The organism is Blastococcus sp. SYSU D00868, from assembly GCF_054050575.1.
The window spans coordinates 44,986-61,825 of the sequence record NZ_JBJGZO010000019.1 but is presented as its reverse complement, the minus strand read 5'-3'; the positions used below and the strand labels follow the sequence as shown (position 1 = coordinate 61,825).

General features: G+C 75.9%; 19 protein-coding genes. 14 read left to right on the top strand and 5 right to left on the bottom strand.

The genetic code is table 11. The annotated features are described in order from the left end of the window. Nucleotides 1-71: 71 nt before the first annotated feature. Genes ACI79F_RS16200 through ACI79F_RS16175 form a run of 6 tightly spaced genes read left to right on the top strand, consistent with a single transcriptional unit; the run spans nucleotide 72 to nucleotide 3,530 of the window. The gene (locus ACI79F_RS16200; protein WP_456544942.1) at nucleotides 72-1,205 is read left to right on the top strand and encodes a baeRF2 domain-containing protein; all 1,134 of its coding nucleotides are present in this window, start codon (nucleotides 72-74) and stop codon (nucleotides 1,203-1,205) included. A 28-nt stretch (nucleotides 1,206-1,233) separates the two neighbouring features. Next, nucleotides 1,234-1,491 (top strand): DUF2795 domain-containing protein, encoded by a 258-nt coding sequence (locus tag ACI79F_RS16195; protein ID WP_456544941.1) that lies wholly within the window; start codon nucleotides 1,234-1,236, stop codon nucleotides 1,489-1,491. 10 nt (nucleotides 1,492-1,501) lie between these two features. Beyond that, nucleotides 1,502-1,732, top strand: a complete 231-nt coding sequence (locus tag ACI79F_RS16190) for a hypothetical protein (protein ID WP_456544940.1) — start codon at nucleotides 1,502-1,504, stop codon at nucleotides 1,730-1,732. Continuing rightward, nucleotides 1,729-2,163, top strand: coding sequence for an acyl-CoA thioesterase (locus ACI79F_RS16185; RefSeq protein WP_456544982.1), 435 nt, complete (start codon nucleotides 1,729-1,731; stop codon nucleotides 2,161-2,163). Before ACI79F_RS16190 ends, ACI79F_RS16185 begins: the two co-directional genes overlap by 4 nt. Then, nucleotides 2,160-3,047 carry an alpha/beta fold hydrolase gene (locus ACI79F_RS16180; RefSeq protein WP_456544939.1) on the top strand — a complete coding sequence of 296 codons (888 nt, stop codon included), beginning with the start codon at nucleotides 2,160-2,162 and terminating at the stop codon, nucleotides 3,045-3,047. The genes ACI79F_RS16185 and ACI79F_RS16180 overlap by 4 nt, the downstream gene beginning before the upstream one ends. Before the next feature lie 51 nt (nucleotides 3,048-3,098). Then, nucleotides 3,099-3,530, top strand: coding sequence for a ChaB family protein (locus ACI79F_RS16175; RefSeq protein ID WP_456544938.1), 432 nt, complete (start codon nucleotides 3,099-3,101; stop codon nucleotides 3,528-3,530). Nucleotides 3,531-3,539: 9 nt separating this feature from the next. Here the strand turns inward: ACI79F_RS16175 and ACI79F_RS16170 are convergent, their stop codons facing one another. Further along, entirely contained in the window at nucleotides 3,540-4,874 is a 1,335-nt protein-coding gene (locus ACI79F_RS16170; protein ID WP_456544937.1) for a M24 family metallopeptidase, read from the bottom strand. A gap of 128 nt (nucleotides 4,875-5,002) precedes the next feature. After that, the gene (locus ACI79F_RS16165) at nucleotides 5,003-6,130 is read right to left on the bottom strand and encodes a diguanylate cyclase domain-containing protein (RefSeq protein WP_456544936.1); all 1,128 of its coding nucleotides are present in this window, start codon (nucleotides 6,128-6,130) and stop codon (nucleotides 5,003-5,005) included. A gap of 103 nt (nucleotides 6,131-6,233) precedes the next feature. Between ACI79F_RS16165 and ACI79F_RS16160 the strand changes: the two genes are divergently transcribed. The 4 genes from ACI79F_RS16160 to npdG all read left to right on the top strand — a co-directional run bounded on the left by ACI79F_RS16160 (nucleotide 6,234) and on the right by npdG (nucleotide 7,989). Then, nucleotides 6,234-6,704, top strand: coding sequence for a cupin domain-containing protein (locus ACI79F_RS16160; RefSeq protein WP_456544935.1), 471 nt, complete (start codon nucleotides 6,234-6,236; stop codon nucleotides 6,702-6,704). Further along, entirely contained in the window at nucleotides 6,697-6,987 is a 291-nt protein-coding gene (locus ACI79F_RS16155; protein ID WP_456544934.1) for a hypothetical protein, read from the top strand. Before ACI79F_RS16160 ends, ACI79F_RS16155 begins: the two co-directional genes overlap by 8 nt. A 69-nt stretch (nucleotides 6,988-7,056) precedes the next feature. After that, the gene (locus ACI79F_RS16150; RefSeq protein ID WP_456544933.1) at nucleotides 7,057-7,239 is read left to right on the top strand and encodes a hypothetical protein; all 183 of its coding nucleotides are present in this window, start codon (nucleotides 7,057-7,059) and stop codon (nucleotides 7,237-7,239) included. 57 nt (nucleotides 7,240-7,296) lie between these two features. Further along, a complete protein-coding gene (gene npdG / locus ACI79F_RS16145) occupies nucleotides 7,297-7,989 on the top strand; it encodes an NADPH-dependent F420 reductase (protein WP_456544932.1) in 693 nt (230 codons plus the stop codon). A gap of 116 nt (nucleotides 7,990-8,105) precedes the next feature. Here the strand turns inward: npdG and panB are convergent, their stop codons facing one another. The 3 genes from panB to ACI79F_RS16130 are packed head-to-tail and all read right to left on the bottom strand — an operon-like array spanning nucleotide 8,106 to nucleotide 11,353. Next, on the bottom strand, nucleotides 8,106-8,936 hold the full coding sequence (gene panB, locus ACI79F_RS16140; protein ID WP_456544931.1) for a 3-methyl-2-oxobutanoate hydroxymethyltransferase: 831 nt from the start codon (nucleotides 8,934-8,936) through the stop codon (nucleotides 8,106-8,108). After that, nucleotides 8,933-10,765 carry an NAD+ synthase gene (locus ACI79F_RS16135; protein WP_456544930.1) on the bottom strand — a complete coding sequence of 611 codons (1,833 nt, stop codon included), beginning with the start codon at nucleotides 10,763-10,765 and terminating at the stop codon, nucleotides 8,933-8,935. The genes panB and ACI79F_RS16135 overlap by 4 nt, the downstream gene beginning before the upstream one ends. A gap of 57 nt (nucleotides 10,766-10,822) precedes the next feature. Continuing rightward, nucleotides 10,823-11,353, bottom strand: coding sequence for a DinB family protein (locus ACI79F_RS16130; protein WP_456544929.1), 531 nt, complete (start codon nucleotides 11,351-11,353; stop codon nucleotides 10,823-10,825). 150 nt (nucleotides 11,354-11,503) lie between these two features. Between ACI79F_RS16130 and ACI79F_RS16125 the strand changes: the two genes are divergently transcribed. From ACI79F_RS16125 to ACI79F_RS16110, 4 genes are all read left to right on the top strand, one after another. Beyond that, on the top strand, nucleotides 11,504-12,178 hold the full coding sequence (locus ACI79F_RS16125; protein ID WP_456544928.1) for a helix-turn-helix transcriptional regulator: 675 nt from the start codon (nucleotides 11,504-11,506) through the stop codon (nucleotides 12,176-12,178). An 81-nt stretch (nucleotides 12,179-12,259) separates the two neighbouring features. After that, entirely contained in the window at nucleotides 12,260-13,486 is a 1,227-nt protein-coding gene (locus tag ACI79F_RS16120) for an NAD(P)/FAD-dependent oxidoreductase (protein WP_456544927.1), read from the top strand. 110 nt (nucleotides 13,487-13,596) lie between these two features. Further along, nucleotides 13,597-14,937 carry a glutamine synthetase family protein gene (locus ACI79F_RS16115; RefSeq protein ID WP_456544926.1) on the top strand — a complete coding sequence of 447 codons (1,341 nt, stop codon included), beginning with the start codon at nucleotides 13,597-13,599 and terminating at the stop codon, nucleotides 14,935-14,937. A 92-nt stretch (nucleotides 14,938-15,029) separates the two neighbouring features. Continuing rightward, a complete protein-coding gene (locus tag ACI79F_RS16110; protein WP_456544925.1) occupies nucleotides 15,030-16,820 on the top strand; it encodes a hypothetical protein in 1,791 nt (596 codons plus the stop codon). The last annotated feature ends 20 nt before the right edge of the window (nucleotides 16,821-16,840 follow it).

Genomic DNA, 16,840 nt, shown 5'->3' with positions numbered 1-16,840 from the left:
CGTACGAGAGCCGCGCCGCTCAGCCCCCGCGGCCGCCCGGCCCCGTTCGACCGAGGAGTAGCCCCACCGCCATGGACGTGTCCTTCCTGCAACCGGTGTTCGCCGCGAGCGGCCCCTACGCCACGGTCTGCGCCGACGTCACCCACACCACCGAGAACGCCGACACGGAGCTGGACCTGCGGGTGCGCGCCATCGCCGAGCGGCTGACCGGTCAGGGCGCGCCGGAGGCGGCCGTGGCGGCGGTCCGCGACCGGCTGCTGGAGGCCAACGACGGCGGCCAGATCGCCACCCTCCGCGGCCGGGCGCTGGTCGTCGCCGCCGACGGCTCGGTCGTCCTGGACCAACCCCTGGTCGACGCGCCGCGGGAGGAGGTGGCCGCGTACGCGCCGACGCCGGACCTGCTGCCGGTGCTGCGCCAGATGCCCGGGCGGGTGCCGCACGTCGTCGCCGTGGTCGACCGGCTCGGCGGCGACATCAGCTACATCGGGATGCCCGGCGAGGAGCCGGAGGAGCAGTCGGTGTCCGGCGAGAAGTTCCACATCCGCAAGGTCAAGGTCGGCGGCTGGGCCCACGACCACTGGCAGAACAGCGCCGAGAACTCGTGGGAGGACAACGCCGACAAGGTGGCCGAGCGGATCACCTCCTACGCCCGCCGGCTGTCGCCCCGGTTCGTGCTCGTCGCGGGCGACGTCCGGGCGCGGCAGATCCTCACCGACCGCGCGGGCGAGGTGTGGAAGGACCTCGTCGTGACGACGGACGAGGGCGGCCGCGCCGCCGGCGCCGACCGCGAGCCGATCGACCGCCGCGCCGCCGAGCTGGTCGCCGAGCACGACGCGCACGAGGAGGCCGAGACCGTCGAGAAGATCGCCTCGGCCGGCGCGCACGGCCTCGCCGTCACCGGGACGGCATCGGTCGTCGAGGCGCTGCGCAAGGGCCAGGTCGAGACGCTCGTGCTCGCCGACCGGCAGGACGACGAGGAGCTGCTGGTCGGGGGCTCCCCGATGGAGCTCGGGGTCGGCCAGGCCGACATCGACGCCCTGGGCAGCACGCAGGCGCACTCCGTCCCGGCCGAGCGGGCGCTGCTGGCCGCCGCCGTGGCGAGCGCCGCGGCGGTCGTCGTCGTCCCGCGGGGCGCGATGCCCGGCGACATCCCGGTCGCCGCGATCCTCCGCTACACCGACGACTCGACCCCGTCGCCCCAGTGACCCGCAGCCCGAGACCGAGGAGCACCCCGTGACCGACCCGCACCAGTCCGCCACCTCGCCCGGCACCGACCCGGGCAGCATCGAGCGCCGCGCCGCGCTCGCCGAGGCCCTGGGCAAGGAGGTGTGGCCCGCCGACCGCGACACCCTCGTCGCCAAGGCCCAGGAGGGCAACGCACCCGACCGGGTGCTCGGCGACCTGCAGCGCCTCCCCGGCGGCCAGACCTTCACCAACGTCCAGGAGGTCGCCGAGGCGCTCGGCCTGGGCACCGAGCAGCAGCGATTCTGAGGAGGCCGGCATGACCACGCAGAAGCAGCCCAGCCCCGAGGCCCTGGCCAACGTCACCGAGGACAACATCCGCACCCGCGGCCAGCTGCTGCCCGAGGAGGAGGCGCTCAAGGGCGGCGGCATGGAGGAGGTCGCCGCCGAGGTGATCCTCGCCGAGTCCGAGGAGCGGACCGTGAACACCGACCCGGACGACGCGCAGGGCGCCCACCGCACCTCCGAGGAGACGGCGGACCTCCCCTGAGCGGCCCGCACGGGCGCCCGGCCCACGAGCGCCCGGCCCACGAGCACGAGGTCCAGCTCCGCTGGGGGGACGCCGACGCCTACGGGCACGTCAACCACGCCCGCGCGCTCGGGCCGCTGGAGGACGCGCGGCTGGCCCTCGCCGCCGGCGGGCCGGGCACGGCGGACGGCCGGCAGCCCGACGTCATCCTGGCCCGGCTGGAGGTCGACTACCTGCGCCAGCTCCATTACCGCGTGGGGGAGCGGCTGTGCGTGCGCAGCCGGGTGCTCCGGCTGGGCACCAGGTCGCTGACCCTGCGCCAGGAGCTGGTGCAGGACGGCGAGGTGGCGATCCGGGCCGACGCCGTCCTGGTGCTCTTCGACTTCGCCACCGACACCAGCCGGCCGCTCACCGACGACGAGCGCGCGTACTGGAGCGGCTTCCAGGCGTGAGCGCCTTCGCGGGGTTCGAGGAGCGGCGGGTCGCCGTCGCCGAGGACGTCACCCTCCGGGTGCGCACCGGGGGAGCCGGCCCGCCGGTGGTGCTGCTGCACGGCCACCCGCGCACGCACACCACCTGGCACCGGGTGGCGCCGCTGCTCGCCGCGGCCGGGCACACCGTCGTCTGCCCGGACCTGCGCGGCTACGGCCGGTCCACCGCGCCGCCGCCGGAGCCCGGTCACGGGCAGCAGTCGAAGCGGGCGATGGCCGGCGACGTCGCCGCGCTGGTGCGGGCGCTGGGGCTCGGGCGCTTCGCCGTCATCGGGCACGACCGCGGCAGCTACGTCGCGCTGCGGCTGGCGCTGGACCACCCCGACGCGGTCACGCACCTCGCCGTCGTCGACTGCGTCCCGATCGTCGAGCACCTCGACCGCGCCGACGCCCGCTTCGCCACCGCCTGGTGGCACTGGTTCTTCTTCGCCCAGCCGGACAAGCCCGAACGGGCCATCGGCGCCGACCCGGTCGCCTGGTACGGCCTGGACGCCCCGGGGAAGGCGGAGGCGATGGGGGCGGAGAACCACGCCGACGTCGTGGCCGCCGTGCGCGACCCCGCCACGGTCCGGGCGATGCTCGAGGACTACCGCGCCGGCCTGACCGTCGACCGGGCGGACGAGGAGGCCGACCGCGCGGCCGGCCGCCGGGTCCGCTGCCCGACCCTGGTGCTGTGGTCGGCCCGCGACGACCTCGAGGAGCTGCACGGCGACCCGCGGGCGATCTGGGCCGGCTGGGCCGACGACCTGCGCGGCGGCGGACCCCTCGACAGCGGCCACCACGTCGCCGAGGAGGCGCCCGGCGAGCTGGCCGCGGCGCTGCTGCCGTTCCTCTCGACCGGGTGACGGGCCGTCCGCGCAGGTGAGGACGGCGGGACGGCGGGGTAGGCGCAGCCCATGCCGAAGACGACGAAGGCCGGCAAGGCCAAGAAGAACGAGCTGCCCAGCACCCTGCAGCGGTCGGACGCCAAGGTGCAGCGCACCTTCGCCAAGGCGTACGACTCCGCGATGGACTCCTACGACGACGAGGAGCGGGCCAACCGCACCGCGTGGGCGGCGGTCAAGCACACCCACGAGAAGGTCGGCGACCACTGGGAGCAGAAGGCGGGCGGCAAGAAGGGGCCCTCCGACGCGCAGGCCGCCGGGGGCGTCGGCACCGGGAAGAAGACGAAGGGCGGCGTCGACGCCAACGCGCCCAAGGAGCACCTGCTCGAGCTGGCCAAGAAGCTCGACGTCCGCGGCCGGTCGAAGATGAAGAAGAAGGAACTGGTCGACGCCATCCAGAAGGCGAACGGCAAGGAGACGGCCAAGGCGCGCAAGAAGAAGTAGCGCCGCCGGTCAGCCGCCGGCGACCAGCAGCAGCTCCTCCTGCCGGTCGCCGAGGTACTCCACGCCCGCCGGCGTGAGGACGACGCCCTCCTCCAGGCCCATCCGCACGCCCTGCCCGCCCCACTCGGGCACCGCCACGTGCACGCTGAGCTCCAGGGCGTAGGCCGTGCCCGGGTGCAGGCGGGCGTCGCCGGGCCCGGGGACGCCGTCCTGCTCGTCCCACAGGCCGATCGCCGGGCCCGCGCCGTGCCCGTGCACGCCGATCGGGTGGGAGTACACCTCGCCCTCGATCCCCTCGGCCGTCGCCGCGGCCCGGGTGGCGGCGAGCACCTCGTCGCCGGCGCGGCCGGGCCGCATCTGCGCGGTCGTGAGGTCCTGCAGGCGGGTGCCCAGCGCGAAGGCCCGCGCCAGCCCGGGCGGCGCGGCGGTCTCGCCCGCGCGCAGCACGTAGGCGGTGCGCTGCAGGTCCCCGGACAGCCCGAGGCTGGCCGCGCCGACGTCGCAGTGCACCAGGTCGCCGGGGGCGACCGGCTCGTCGTAGGGCACCGCCGGCAGCAGCGTGCCCCGCTCGGCGGCGGGCGCGACCCCGGCGCGCTGCAGGTCGACGACCGGGTGGAACCACGGGGCCAGGCCCAGGTCGGTCAGCCGCTGCCGCAGCCACCAGGCCAGATCGGCGGCGGTCGTCTCGCCGACCCGGAGCACCCCAGGCGTGAACGCCTCGGCCACGACGGCCTGGAGGCGGGCGTCGAGCGCCCGCAGGGCGTCCACCTCCTCGGGCAGCCGGGTCTCCAGCCACCGGACCACCAGCGACTCGGCGGACACCAGCCGCTCGGCCCACGGGCCCAGCGCCGCCACGAGCAGCCCGTGGTCGGCGTGCGAGAGGCCGTCGGCGGCGGCGAACGCGGCGGAGACGTCGATCCCGATGGCCCGCGGCGCGGCCTGCTCGACGAACCGGCGCACCGCGGCCCACTGCGACTGCTCGTAGGACTCGCCGGGCCGCTCGTCGTCCGACCAGGCCGGCAGGAACTGGCCCACCGGGTAGCGGGACACCGCCACCGGGGTGACGCCGTCGTCGCTGCGGTGCAGCACCAGGATCGTGCGCCGCCGGGCCGACAGCCAGGTCGCCGGCAACAACGTGCGCAGCACGGGGTCCTCGGCGTTCTCGCGCCCGACGACCAGCCACAGGTCGATGCCGGCGTCGTCCATCAGGCCCGGCAGCAGGTCGAGCAGCCGCTGGGTCAGCCAGCGGTCCCGGACGTCGGCCTGCTCCCGCAGCGGCAGCGGGACCGCGCGCGTCGGATCGGCGTCCGGGAGGGCTCCCCGGGGCGTGCGGAGCAGGACCACGCAGACAGGGAAGCAGACAACCGGCCGGTCCGCTCTCGCTGAGCGCCGGTCGGGCGACGCCCACGGCCCCACCCCGCGCCCGGACCCGCTCCTCGCCCGGTCCTCGCCGCGATGCGTCCGGGATGTCGTCAGGCGACCTCGCTGGCCTCGTCGTCGGTCGCCTCGGCCGCGGGGGCGCTGCGCGGGCGCGGGGTCAGGACGGCGGCGACGCGGTCCCGGCCGGCCTGCTTGGCCTGGTACATCGCCGCGTCGGCGCCGTCGAGCAGCCGCCACAGGCCGTCGGCCGGGTCCTCGCCCTCGGTCGGGCGGACCAGCGCGATGCCGATCGAGGCGGTCACGGTGTGCCCGTCGCCGGTGCGCGCCGCGGCCACGGCGGAGCGCAGCCGCTCGGCCAGCCGGTTGGCCTCCGCCGCGTCGCCGACCACGCCCAGCACCGCGAGCTCCTCGCCGCCCAGGCGGGCGAGCACGTCGGTGGGGCGGACGCCGGCCGACAGCGCCGCCGCGACCGCGCGCAGCACGGCGTCCCCGGCGGCGTGGCCGTGGGTGTCGTTGAGCCGCTTGAAGTGGTCCAGGTCCAGCACCATGGCCACCACGCGGGCGCCGTCGCGCCGGGCCTGCCGCCACACCCGGCCGGCCTGCTCCTCGAGGTGGCGGCGGTTGCTCAGGCCGGTGAGCGGGTCGCGCAGGGAGAGCTGCTGGGTGGCGCTGAGCAGCCGCTCGATCCGCCGGCGCAGCACGAACACCCCGGCCGAGGCGAGGTCCAGCACGCCGGCGTTGACGCACACCTGCACGGCCAGGGCCGTGTGGTTGTCGTAGCTGCCCCACAGCGCGCCGGCCACGACGGCCGGGGTCAGCACGAGGTGCACCACCAGCATCCAGCCGTCGAGGAACCACGCCGCGACGAAGGCGGCGAACAGCATCATCAGCGGCGTCGCGTACCGGGTCGGGTCGGTGATCGACAGCGCGACGACGAGGTAGACCAGGTCGCCGAGCAGGACGAGCCCGAAGATCGTCCGGCGGCCGATGCGCCGCCGCACCGCCAGCGGCACCGCGACCGCGACGAGCAGCACCATCGTCGCGGCGTAGACCCAGCGCGAGGCGCCCGGGCGCAGCACGCCGTCCACCAGCAGGTTGACCGACCCCATCAGCGCGCCGGTCGCCAGCAGGACGGCGACGGTCAGCGCCGCCACCCCGCGCTCGCCCACCCGCGTCGGCGGCGCGGCCGCGGGCCCCCCGTCCCCCCGTGCGGCTGTCACGGCTGCAGGATGCCGTACCGGGAGGACGGGCCGGGACGTCGTCGTCCTGCCGGGTCGCACGAGGGGGTGGTCACGACACCCGCCCGGGGGCCAGGGTGGGGGCGTGACGCACCTGGAGCCCGGCCTCGTCGACGTCCGGACGCTGGCCGACCACCCGCTGACCGAGGCCGGGTCCGCCGCCCTGCGCATGGTGGCCCCCGGGGCCGTGACCGCCGGGCGCTTCGGCCTGGTGGAGTACCGCCTGGCGCCGCGCTCCGGCGGGGCCGCCCCGCACTACCACCAGACGTTCTCGGAGTCCTTCTACGTCGTGTCCGGCGAGCTGACGCTCTACGCCGGGGACCGGTGGCAGCCGGCCCGGGCCGGCGACTTCGCCCTGGCCCACGAGCGCGGGGTGCACGGCTTCCGCAACGACTCCGACGAGCCGGTCACCTTCCTCATCCTCTTCACGCCGGGGATCGCCCGGGAGACGTTCTTCGCCGAGATGGCCGAGCTGCGCCGCAGCGGCCGCAGGCCCAGCCCCGAGGAGATGACCGCGTTCTACGCCCGGCACGACCAGGTCATGGTCGATGTCTGAGGCCGTCTCCGAGGAGTTCGACGCCTACGTGCTCAACGACCGGGTGACGGTCGTCGTGGTGACCACCGACGGCGGCGACCGCTACGTGCTGCGCGACACCGACGCCCACCGGGCGGAGATGGCGGCCGCGTTCGGCCCGGACTCGGAGGAGGCCACCGCGCTGGACGAGTCCGTCGAGCTGACCGACGACCTGCGCGTGCGGCTGGGCATCGGCCTGGTGACGCTGTGGGACTACACCGGCCACCGCCCGGGCCCGGTCGACGACCGGCGCGGGAAGGGCTGAGGTCCTACCGTCCGTTGCAGTCGACCGTCCGCGCCCGCCGGGCGCGGGCACGCCGTCCGAGGAGGACAGATGGCCGAGGGCCCGTGGTTCTACTGCCTGAAGCACCACACCGTGGAGACGCGGGACGGCTGCGCCGAGCGGCACCGGCTCGGCCCGTACGCCACCCGCGAGGAGGCCGAGCACGCCCTGCAGTCGGTGGCCGAGCGCGAGCAGCGGCTCACCCAGGAGGACCGCGCGTGGGAGGGCGACTGACCCGCCCGGCATGATCGGGCCGGGACGCCGGACGGTCCGGGGTCGCGAGGAGGCACCGTGTCGGACGGACGCGCCGTGGAGGATCTGGTCGTCGGGGTGCTCGGGGGCACCGGACCACAGGGCCGGGGCCTGGCCGTGCGGCTGGCCGCCGCCGGGCAGCGGGTCCTGCTGGGCTCCCGCGACGCCGACCGCGCCGCGGAGGTGGCCACCCAGGTCGCCGAGCGGGCGTCGACCGCCGGCGGCCTGGAGGCCTCGGTGCAGGGCGGCGGGAACGCCGACGTCGCCGGCGCCGCCGACCTGGTGATCGTCGCGGTGCCCTTCGACGGGCACGCCGCCACGCTCGCCGACCTGGCCGCCCCGCTGGCCGGCAAGGTCGTCGTCGACTGCGTGGTGCCGATGGGCTTCGACGAGCTCGGCGCCTACGTCCTCGACGTCCCGGAGGGCAGCGTCGCCCAGCAGGCGGCCGCACTGCTGCCCGACTCGCACGTCGTCGGCGCGTTCCACCACCTCTCCGCCGTCCTCCTGGAGGACCTGTCCAGGCCGACGCTGGACGGCGACGTGATGGTCGTCGGCGACGACCGCGCCTCGACCGACCTGGTGCAGGCGCTGGCCGGCCGACTGCCCGGCATGCGCGGCGTCTACGCCGGCCGGCTGCGCAACGCCCGCCAGGTCGAGGCGCTCACGATCAACCTGGTGTCGGTCAACCGCCGCTACAAGGCCCACGCCGGCGTCCGCATCACCGACGTCTGACCCTCGCGGCCCGCCCCGCCCGGCCCGCATCGCGGGTTCCTCGTCCCTCGGCGGTCCTGCAGCACCCGCGACACGCGAGGAACGCCCGCAATGCGCCGGTGCGGCCCGGCGGGGGGCTACTCGAAGCTGTGCTCCGGGCCGGGGAAGGTGCCGCCGCGGACGTCGTCGGCGTACTCGCGGGCGGCCCGCAGCAGCTCGGCGCGCAGGTCGGCGTACTTCTTCACGAAGCGCGGCACCCGCCCGCCGGTGAGACCGGCCATGTCGGGCCAGACCAGCACCTGCGCGTCGGTGTCCACGCCGGCGCCGATGCCGATCGTCGGGATGCGCAGCTCCTTGGTCACCTCGCCGGCGATCGCGGCGGGCACCATCTCCAGGACGACGGCGAACGCCCCGGCCTCCTCGACCGCGTGCGCGTCGGCCCGCAGCTGCTCGGCGCCGGCGCCGCGGCCCTGCACCCGGAACCCGCCGAGCGCGTGCTCGCTCTGCGGCGTGAAGCCGATGTGCGCCATGACCGGGATGCCGGCGTCGACCAGGGCCCGGATCTGGGCGGCCACCCGCACGCCGCCCTCCAGCTTGACCGCCTGCGCCCCGCCCTCCTTCATCAGCCGGAACGCGTTCTCCAGCGCCTGGGCCGGCCCGGCCTCGTAGCTGCCGAACGGCATGTCGGCCACGATCAGCGACCGCTTCGTCGACCGGGTGACGGCCTTGGTCAGCAACAGGATGTCCTCGACGGTGACCGGCACGGTGGAGGTGTGCCCGAGGACGACGTTGCCCGCCGAGTCGCCGACGAGCAGCACCGGGATGCCGGCCTCCTCGAACACCGACGCGCTGACCGTGTCGTAGGCGGTGAGCATCGCCCACTTCTCGCCGCGCTCCTTGGCCTGCTGCAGGTGGTGCACCCGCACCCGCGCCGTCGACGTCCCCCCGTACAGCGGTGACTCGCTCATGCCTGTGCTCCCTCGCGGACGGTCGGCAGGGTCTCCCGCCAGCGGTTGGTGACGGGCAGCCGGCGGTCCCGGCCGAACGCCTTGAGGCTGATCTTGGTGCCGGGCGCGGACTGCCGGCGCTTGAACTCCGCGCCGTCGACCAGCCGCAGCACCCGCGCCACCACCTCGGGGTCGTGGCCCCGCTCCAGCAGCTCGGCCATGCCGAGGTCGCGGTCGACGTAGTCGGCGACGACCGCGTCGAGCTCGTCGTAGGACGGCAGCGAGTCGGTGTCCTGCTGGCCGGGGGCGAGCTCGGCCGACGGCGGCTTGTCGATCGAGTTCTGCGGGACGGGCTCGACCTCCCCGCGGTCCCGGGCGTACGCGTTGCGCCACCGGGCGAGCTCCCACACCAGGGTCTTGGGCACGTCCTTGATCGGCCCGAAGCCGCCGGCCGAGTCGCCGTACAGCGTCGAGTAGCCGACGGCGATCTCGCTCTTGTTGCCGGTGGTCAGCAGCAGGTGCCCGTGCTGGTTGGACAGCGCCATGAGCAGCGTGCCGCGCACCCGCGCCTGCAGGTTCTCCGCGGCCAGCCCGGACAGCTCGACCGACGACTCGTAGGCGTCGACCATCGGCGCGATCGGCACCACCGAGTAGTGCAGCCCCAGCCGCTCGGCGCTGTCCTCGGCGTCGGACAGCGAGTGCTCGGTGGACCATCGCGACGGCAGCCCGACGCCGTACACCCGGTCGGCGCCGAGCGCGTCGACGGCGATCGCGGCCACCAGCGCCGAGTCGATGCCGCCGGACAGCCCCAGCACCACCGAGGGCATGCCGTTCTTGTCGATGAAGTCGCGCAGCCCCAGCACCAGCGCCCGCCAGACCTCCTCGCAGTCGCTCAGCGGCTCCGCCACGGTCCCCGGCCGGGGCTCGAACGCCGGCACCGGCTCGGTGGACACCACGTGCCGGGTCACGGTCATCGGGCCGATCCGGCCCTCCCGCCGCTCCGGCACCGCCGCCGGGTCGATCGCGAGGTCGACGGTCAGCAGGTGCTCGACGAACTGCGGCGCGCGGGCCAGCAGGGTGCCGTCGGCGGCGACGGCCATCGAGTCGCCGTCGAAGACCAGCTCGTCCTGCCCGCCGACCTGGTTGCAGTAGACGATCGTCGCCCGCGCCTCCGCCGCCCGGCGGCGCACCAGCGGCAGCCGCAGGTCGTCCTTGGCCCGCTCGTAGGGCGAGGCGTTGGGGGAGAGGACGACGTCCACCCCGGCCTGGCCGGCGACCCCGCACGGCCCGCCCTCGACCCACAGGTCCTCGCAGATGGTCAGCGCGACGTCGACCCCGTGCAGCCGCACCACCGGCATCTCGGTGCCGGGCACGAAGTACCGCGCCTCGTCGAAGACGCCGTAGTTGGGCAGGTGCCGCTTGTAGTAGCGGACGACGACCTCGCCGCCGTGCAGCAGCGCCGCGGCGTTGCGCGGGGCGCCGCGGCGGGGGTTGGCGTCGCCGGGCCGGTCCTCGTCGGCGGTCGGCGGCTCGTCGACGGCGGCCGGCCCCGGGCCCTCGGTGTGCGCGAGATAGCCGACGACGACGGCGGTGTCGCCGAGCCCGCGGTCGGCCAGCGTCGCCGCCAGCTCGACCAGGGCCCGCTCGCTGGCCCGGGCGAAGGACTCGCGCAGCACCAGGTCCTCGGGTGGGTAGCCGGTGAGGGTCATCTCGGGGAAGACGACGACGTGCGCGGCCTCCCGCGCCGCCTTCGCCGTCCACTCGATGACGAGCTCCGCGTTGCCGGTGACGTCGCCGACGCGGGTGTCCACCTGCGCGAGGGCGACCCTGAGCTGCACCTGTTCTCCCACGCGACCATCCAACTCCGCGCCCCCGGGCGCGGCCACGCGGGTCCCGGTGCGGGGCGTTCAGCCGCCGAGCAGGGCCGCCAGCTGGTCGGCGTGGTCGCGCTGGTGGCCGGGGAGGAAGCCGAGGACGTCGGCGAGCGTGACGGGTCCGTCGGTCTCGTGGACGCCGGCCCGGCTCAGCTCGTCGGTGCGCAGGCCGGCCACGCTGCCGAACAGCGCCGCCTGGGCCGCGCGCAGCTGCTCGGCCAGCTGCACCGGCGGCACCGCGGCGTAGCTGGCCACCCGGGCCGGGTCGGTCGGGACGAAGTCCGGGAGCAGCGGGCCGTCCTCGGTGCGCAGCCGGTAGATCCGCTCGGTGAAGACCAGGGCGCTGTCGCGCAGGTGGCCGGCGACCTCGCGCGGCGTCCAGTCCAGCTCGGCGGCGTAGGCGGGGAAGTGCCCGAGGCGCGCCAGCTCGGCCCGCCCGGCGGGGGAGGGGCGGGCGTCCCAGCCGTCCCCGGCCAGGGCGCGGGCCACCCGGACGTCGACGCGGGCCTGCTGGCGCGCGAGGGAGTCGGCGGTCTCGGCCACGAGGTCGCGTACGGCGGTCATGCGGCCGGAGCCTGGCGGCCCCGGCCGGGACCCGCCAGGGACGTCGTCCCCTGTCGGGGGTGTGTGCTCCGCCACACCCGCGCCCGGTCGCGCGGGGAGCCGCACCGGCGGCTTTCTTCCGTCAACGGTGATGAGTTCTAGAATCCCGGCATGGACGACGCCGTCTCCGCGGTCGCCGCGCTGGCCGAGCCGACCCGCCGCCAGCTGTACGAGCACGTCGTCCGCCGATCCGCGCCGGTCGGCCGGGACGAGGTCGCCGGCGCCCTGGGCCTGCCCCGGGCGACCGTGGCCTTCCACCTGGACCGGCTCGTCGCCGACGGCCTGCTCGCCGTCCACTTCGAGCGGCGCAGCGGGCGCACCGGCCCGGGCGCGGGCCGGCCGGCCAAGCTGTACCGGCGCGCGGAGTGCGCGATCGAGGTGTCGCTGCCCGGGCGCCGCTACGACCTGGCCGGCGACCTCCTGGCGGGCGCGCTGGAGGAGGCCGACGCCTCCGGGGAGCCGCCGCGCGCGGTCCTGGCCCGGCGTGCCCGCGCGCGGGGGCTGGCCCTGGCGGGCGCGGCCGCCGGCGGCGGGGACCGGGAGACCGTCCTCCGCGTGCTCGAGGAGCACGGCTTCGAGCCCCGCGACGAGGACGGCGGGATCGCGCTCGCCAACTGCCCGTTCCACGACCTGGCCCGCGAGCACACCGGCCTGGTCTGCGGGATGAACCTCGCCCTGCTCGCCGGGCTGCTGGAGGGCTCGCCGGCGGCCGGCCTGGTCGCCCGGCCGGCCGCGGGCCCGGGGCGCTGCTGCGTGCATCTGGAGGCCGCCGGCGCGACCGGTTGACAGGGGTGTGGTCCGGGTCTCTACTAGCAACATCGATTGGTCTTAGAAGCGCCCCGGGACGCACCCGACCGGAGGTGGGACATGCCCACGACCCGTCCGTTCGTGATCGTCGGCGCCGGGCTGGCCGGCGCCAGGGCCGCGGAGACGCTCCGCGACGAGGGCTTCGACGGGCCGGTGGTGCTCGTCGGCGCCGAGCCCGAGCCGCCCTACGAGCGGCCGCCGCTGTCCAAGGGCTACCTGCTCGGCCGGGCCGAACGGGACGAGGCCCGGGTGCACGAGGCGGGCTGGTACGCCGGGCACGACGTGGACCTGCGCACCGGCGTGCGCGTCACGGCGCTCGACCCGGCCGCGCACCGCGTCACCCTCGGGTCCGGGGAGGAGCTGACCTACGCGCGGCTGCTGCTGACCACCGGGTCCTCGGCCCGCCGTCTGCCGGCGCCCGGGGCCGACCTGGACGGCGTCCGCCACCTGCGCACCCTCGCCGACGCCGACCGGCTGCGCGCCGACCTCGCCGGCGGCGGGCGGACGGTCGTCGTCGTCGGGGCCGGGTGGATCGGCATGGAGGTGGCCGCCGCCGCCCGCACGCTGGGCAACGACGTCACGGTGGTCGAGCCGCAGCTGGCGCCGCTGTTCAGGGTGCTCGGCCGGGAGATGGGCGGAGTCTTCGCCCGGCTGCACCGCGCCCACGGGGTCGACCTGTTCACCGGCACCCGGGTCCGGGAGCTGCGCGGGGAGTCCGGCCGGGTGACCACCGTGGTGACCGACGACCTGGTCCTGCCCGCCGACCTGGTGGTCGTCGGCATCGGCGCCGTCCCGGAGGTGGGGCTCGCGGCCGCGGCCGGCCTCGACGTCGACGGCGGGGTGCTGACCGACGCCGGCCTGCGGACGTCGGCGCCGGACGTGTACGCCGCCGGCGACGTCGCGGCCTCGTTCTCCCCGCTGTACGGCCGGCACGTCCGGGTGGAGCACTGGGCCAACGCCCTCCACGGCGGCCCGGCCGCGGCGCGCGCCATGCTCGCGCAGCCGGTGGCCCACGACCGGGTGCCCTACTTCTTCACCGACCAGTACGAGCTCGGCATGGAGTACTCCGGGCTGGCCGACCCGGAGGACACGGTGGTCTGCCGCGGCCTGCCCGACGACGGCGAGTTCATCGCCTTCTGGCTGCGCGACGGGCGGGTGCAGGCCGGCATGAACGTCGGCGTCTGGGACGTCACCGAGCCGATCCAGGCGCTGATCCGGTCGGGCCGGCCGGTCGGCGCGGCCGCGCTCGCCGACCCCGCCGTCCCGCTCGCGGAACTGGCCGGCTGACCCGACACGCCCCGGGCACCGGCGGAGGACCCGTGTGCGAAGGGCCCGGAGGGGGCAGGCTGGGGGACGGCGTCACATCCCGGAAACGAGCGGACTGGATCATGGCGAGCATGGACCGACAGCAGGAGTTCGTCCTGCGCACCCTCGAGGAACGCGACATCCGCTTCGTGCGGCTGTGGTTCACCGACGTCTCGGGCTACCTCAAGGCGGTCGCGGTGGCCCCGGCGGAGATCGAGGCGGCCTTCGCCGAGGGCATCGGCTTCGACGGGTCGGCGATCGAGGGCTTCGCCCGGGTCTACGAGTCCGACATGCTCGCCAAGCCCGACCCCGGCACGTTCCAGGTGATGCCCGCCCGCGAGGGCCGGGCCAGCGACACCGCGCGGATGTTCTGCGACATCACGCTGCCCGACGGCTCGCCGGCGTGGGCGGACCCGCGGCACGTGCTGCGCCGGGCCCTGGGCAAGGCCGCGGACATGGGGTTCACCTTCTACACCCACCCCGAGGTCGAGTTCTTCCTCCTCGAGGACCTGCCGACCGACGGCAGCCCCCCGCGGCCGGCCGACAGCGGCGGCTACTTCGACCTGTCCACGCACAACGTGGCGCACGACTTCCGCCGCGAGGCGGTCTTCGCGCTGGAGGCCATGGGCATCTCGGTGGAGTTCAGCCACCACGAGGTCGCGCCCGGCCAGCAGGAGATCGACCTGCGCTACGCCGACGCCCTGTCGATGGCCGACAACATCATGACCCTGCGGCACGTCGTCCGTGAGGTGGCGCTGGCCCAGGGCGTGCACGCGACCTTCATGCCCAAGCCGTTCACCGAGCTGGCCGGCTCGGCGATGCACACCCACCTGTCGCTGTTCGAGGGCGACCGCAACGCCTTCCACGACCCGTCCGACCCGATGAAGCTGTCCACGACGGGCAAGCAGTTCATCGCCGGCCTGCTGACCCACGCCCGCGAGGTCACGGCCGTCACCAACCAGACGGTGAACTCCTACCGGCGGCTGCTGGCCGGCACGGAGGCGCCGACCGCGGCCACCTGGGGCCGGGCCAACCGGTCGGCGATGGTGCGGCTGCCCAGCTACAAGCCGAGCAAGGCCCAGTCGGCGCGGGTCGAGGTGCGGACGCCGGACTCCGCCTGCAACCCGTACCTGACCTTCGCCGTCCTGCTGGCCGCCGGCCTGCGCGGCATCGAGAAGGGCTACGAGCTGCCGCCGGAGGCCGAGGACGACGTCTGGTCGCTGACCGACACCGAGCGCCGCGCCGCCGGCTACGAGGACCTCCCGGTCTCCCTCGGCGAGGCGCTGACCGCGATGCAGGGCAGCGAGCTGGTCGCCGAGACCCTCGGCGAGCACGTGTTCGAGTTCTTCCTCCGCAACAAGTGGGAGGAGTTCAACTCCTACCGGCAGAACGTGACGCCGTTCGAGCTCAAGCGCTACCTGCCCGGCCTCTGAGCCCCCGAGGGGCGGCGGGCGCGCCCCGCCGGGGCCCGGGCGGCGCGCGGGTGTGCGAGGCTCCGCCCGGCCCGGAGGCATCGGGAGGTCGGGTGACCGACGACGGCAGCACGCCGCGCCGCGCGTGGCGGCCGGACGCCATGCTGCTGTGCGGCGTGCTGCTCGTCCTGCTGCAGACGGGCGTCCGCGCCGCGGTCGTGCTCCCGTCGTACTACTGGCAGGACGACTTCATCCACATGGAGGCGGCCGGCCGCCTCGGGCTGACCCGCGAGTTCGTCGTCCGGGACCACAACGGCCACCTCGAGATGGGGACCAACCTCGTCTACTGGCTGCTCGGGCGCGACGCCGGGCCGTCCTTCCTCCCCGCGGCGCTGCTCCTGCTGGCGATGCAGGTCGTCGCCTCCTGCCTCCTGCTGTCGGTCCTGCGGCAGCTGTTCGGCCGGTCGCCGTGGCTGCTGGTCCCGTTCGCCGGCTACCTCCTCACCCCGCTGGGCCTGCCCGCGGCCACCTGGTGGGCGGCGGGCATGCAGGCCCTGCCGCTGCAGATCGCGATGCTCACCGCCGTCGGGGCGCTGGTCCGGGCGGTGCGCACCCGGTCGTGGCGGTGGACCGCGGTCTCCGTCGCCGGCACCGCGACGGGCCTGTTCTTCTGGCAGAAGGCGGTCCTCGTCCTGCCGGTCCTGCTGGGCGTGCTGCTGCTGGTCGAGTGGGCCGGCGAGCCGCCGGGCCGCCGGCTGCAGCTGCTGGCCGCCTCGTGGCCGCGGCTCCTGCCGCACGTCCTGGTCGTGGCCGCCTACCTCCCCCTCTACGTCGCGGTGAGCTCCCCGGCGCAGGTGGTGGACCCCGACGCCGGCCGGGTGCTGTCGGGGACCGGCGACACCGTCCTGCGGATGCTGCTGCCCGGGCTGCTGGGCGGGCCCTGGACCGGGCGGGGCGCCGAGAACACCCTGTTCCCGGACGTCGGGGACGGCGTAGCCGCCCTCGCCGCGGCGCTCACCCTGGCCATCGTGGCCGGCAGCGTGTGGCTGCGCGGGGCGCGGGCGCTGCAGGGCTGGCTCCTCGTCGCCGGCTACGTCGCCGTCGACGTGGCGCTGCTCCAGCTGGGCCGCGCCGACTTCCTCGACATCACCGCCCGCGACCCGCGCTACATCACCGACGCGCTGCCCGTGGTCGCCATCGGGGTGTGCGCGGCGTTCAGCGGCCCCCGGCGCGAGCGGCGGGCGCCCGCGCGGATCCCCCGGACCCTGCCCGCGGGGGCCGCCGCGCTGGCGGTCGGCGTCCTCGCCGCGGGCTGCCTGCTGTCCACCTCGTTCGTCGCCGGCGAGCTGCAGCACCGGCAGTCGCGGGCGTACGTGGACGCCGTGGTGCGGGCGATGGACGAGCACCCCGACGTGTCGGTCGTCAGCACCGCCCTCCCGGGCCAGGTCGTCATGGCGCGGTACCCCGACGTGGCGGGGCTGCTGCGCGCCGTGGGGGAGGACCGGCCGTTCGACCGGCCGGGCACCGACCTGCGGGTGTTCGACGAGCGCGGGGAGCTGCGGCCGGTCGTGCTGCTGGAGCCGGCGCTCGAGCGGTCCGGGCCGGTCGCCGGCTGCGGGTGGCCGCTGGCGGGGACCTGGCAGCCGGTGGGCGAGCTCGCCGTCGACAGTCCCCACCCCCAGGTGCTGCGGCTGCGGTACGCGACCGCGCAGGCGGCCACCCTGCACGTGTCGGTCGGCGGGCGGGACCAGGAGCTGCGGCTGCCCGCCGGGGCCGGGCAGGCCGGGTTCGTCGTCACCGGCGAGCGGGGGCCGGTCGAGCTGCGGGCGACGGGCGCCCCGCCCGGCTCGGTGTGCGCGGACGGCGTCGTCGTGGGGGTGCCGTGGCCGGAGGGCGTCTCCTGACCCGACGGCGCGCCCGTTAC

Bases quoted from the DNA above. Each gene is read 5' to 3' on its own strand.
- ACI79F_RS16120 (WP_456544927.1), top strand. From the start codon at position 12,260: ATGCCCACGACCCGTCCGTTCGTGATCGTCGGCGCCGGGCTGGCCGGC.
- ACI79F_RS16155 (WP_456544934.1), top strand. From the start codon at position 6,697: ATGTCTGAGGCCGTCTCCGAGGAGTTCGACGCCTACGTGCTCAACGAC.
- ACI79F_RS16150 (WP_456544933.1), top strand. From the start codon at position 7,057: ATGGCCGAGGGCCCGTGGTTCTACTGCCTGAAGCACCACACCGTGGAG.
- ACI79F_RS16190 (WP_456544940.1), top strand. From the start codon at position 1,502: ATGACCACGCAGAAGCAGCCCAGCCCCGAGGCCCTGGCCAACGTCACC.
- ACI79F_RS16200 (WP_456544942.1), top strand. From the start codon at position 72: ATGGACGTGTCCTTCCTGCAACCGGTGTTCGCCGCGAGCGGCCCCTAC.
- ACI79F_RS16125 (WP_456544928.1), top strand. From the start codon at position 11,504: ATGGACGACGCCGTCTCCGCGGTCGCCGCGCTGGCCGAGCCGACCCGC.
- ACI79F_RS16115 (WP_456544926.1), top strand. From the start codon at position 13,597: ATGGACCGACAGCAGGAGTTCGTCCTGCGCACCCTCGAGGAACGCGAC.
- panB (WP_456544931.1), bottom strand. From the start codon at position 8,936: ATGAGCGAGTCACCGCTGTACGGGGGGACGTCGACGGCGCGGGTGCGG.
- ACI79F_RS16175 (WP_456544938.1), top strand. From the start codon at position 3,099: ATGCCGAAGACGACGAAGGCCGGCAAGGCCAAGAAGAACGAGCTGCCC.
- ACI79F_RS16130 (WP_456544929.1), bottom strand. From the start codon at position 11,353: ATGACCGCCGTACGCGACCTCGTGGCCGAGACCGCCGACTCCCTCGCG.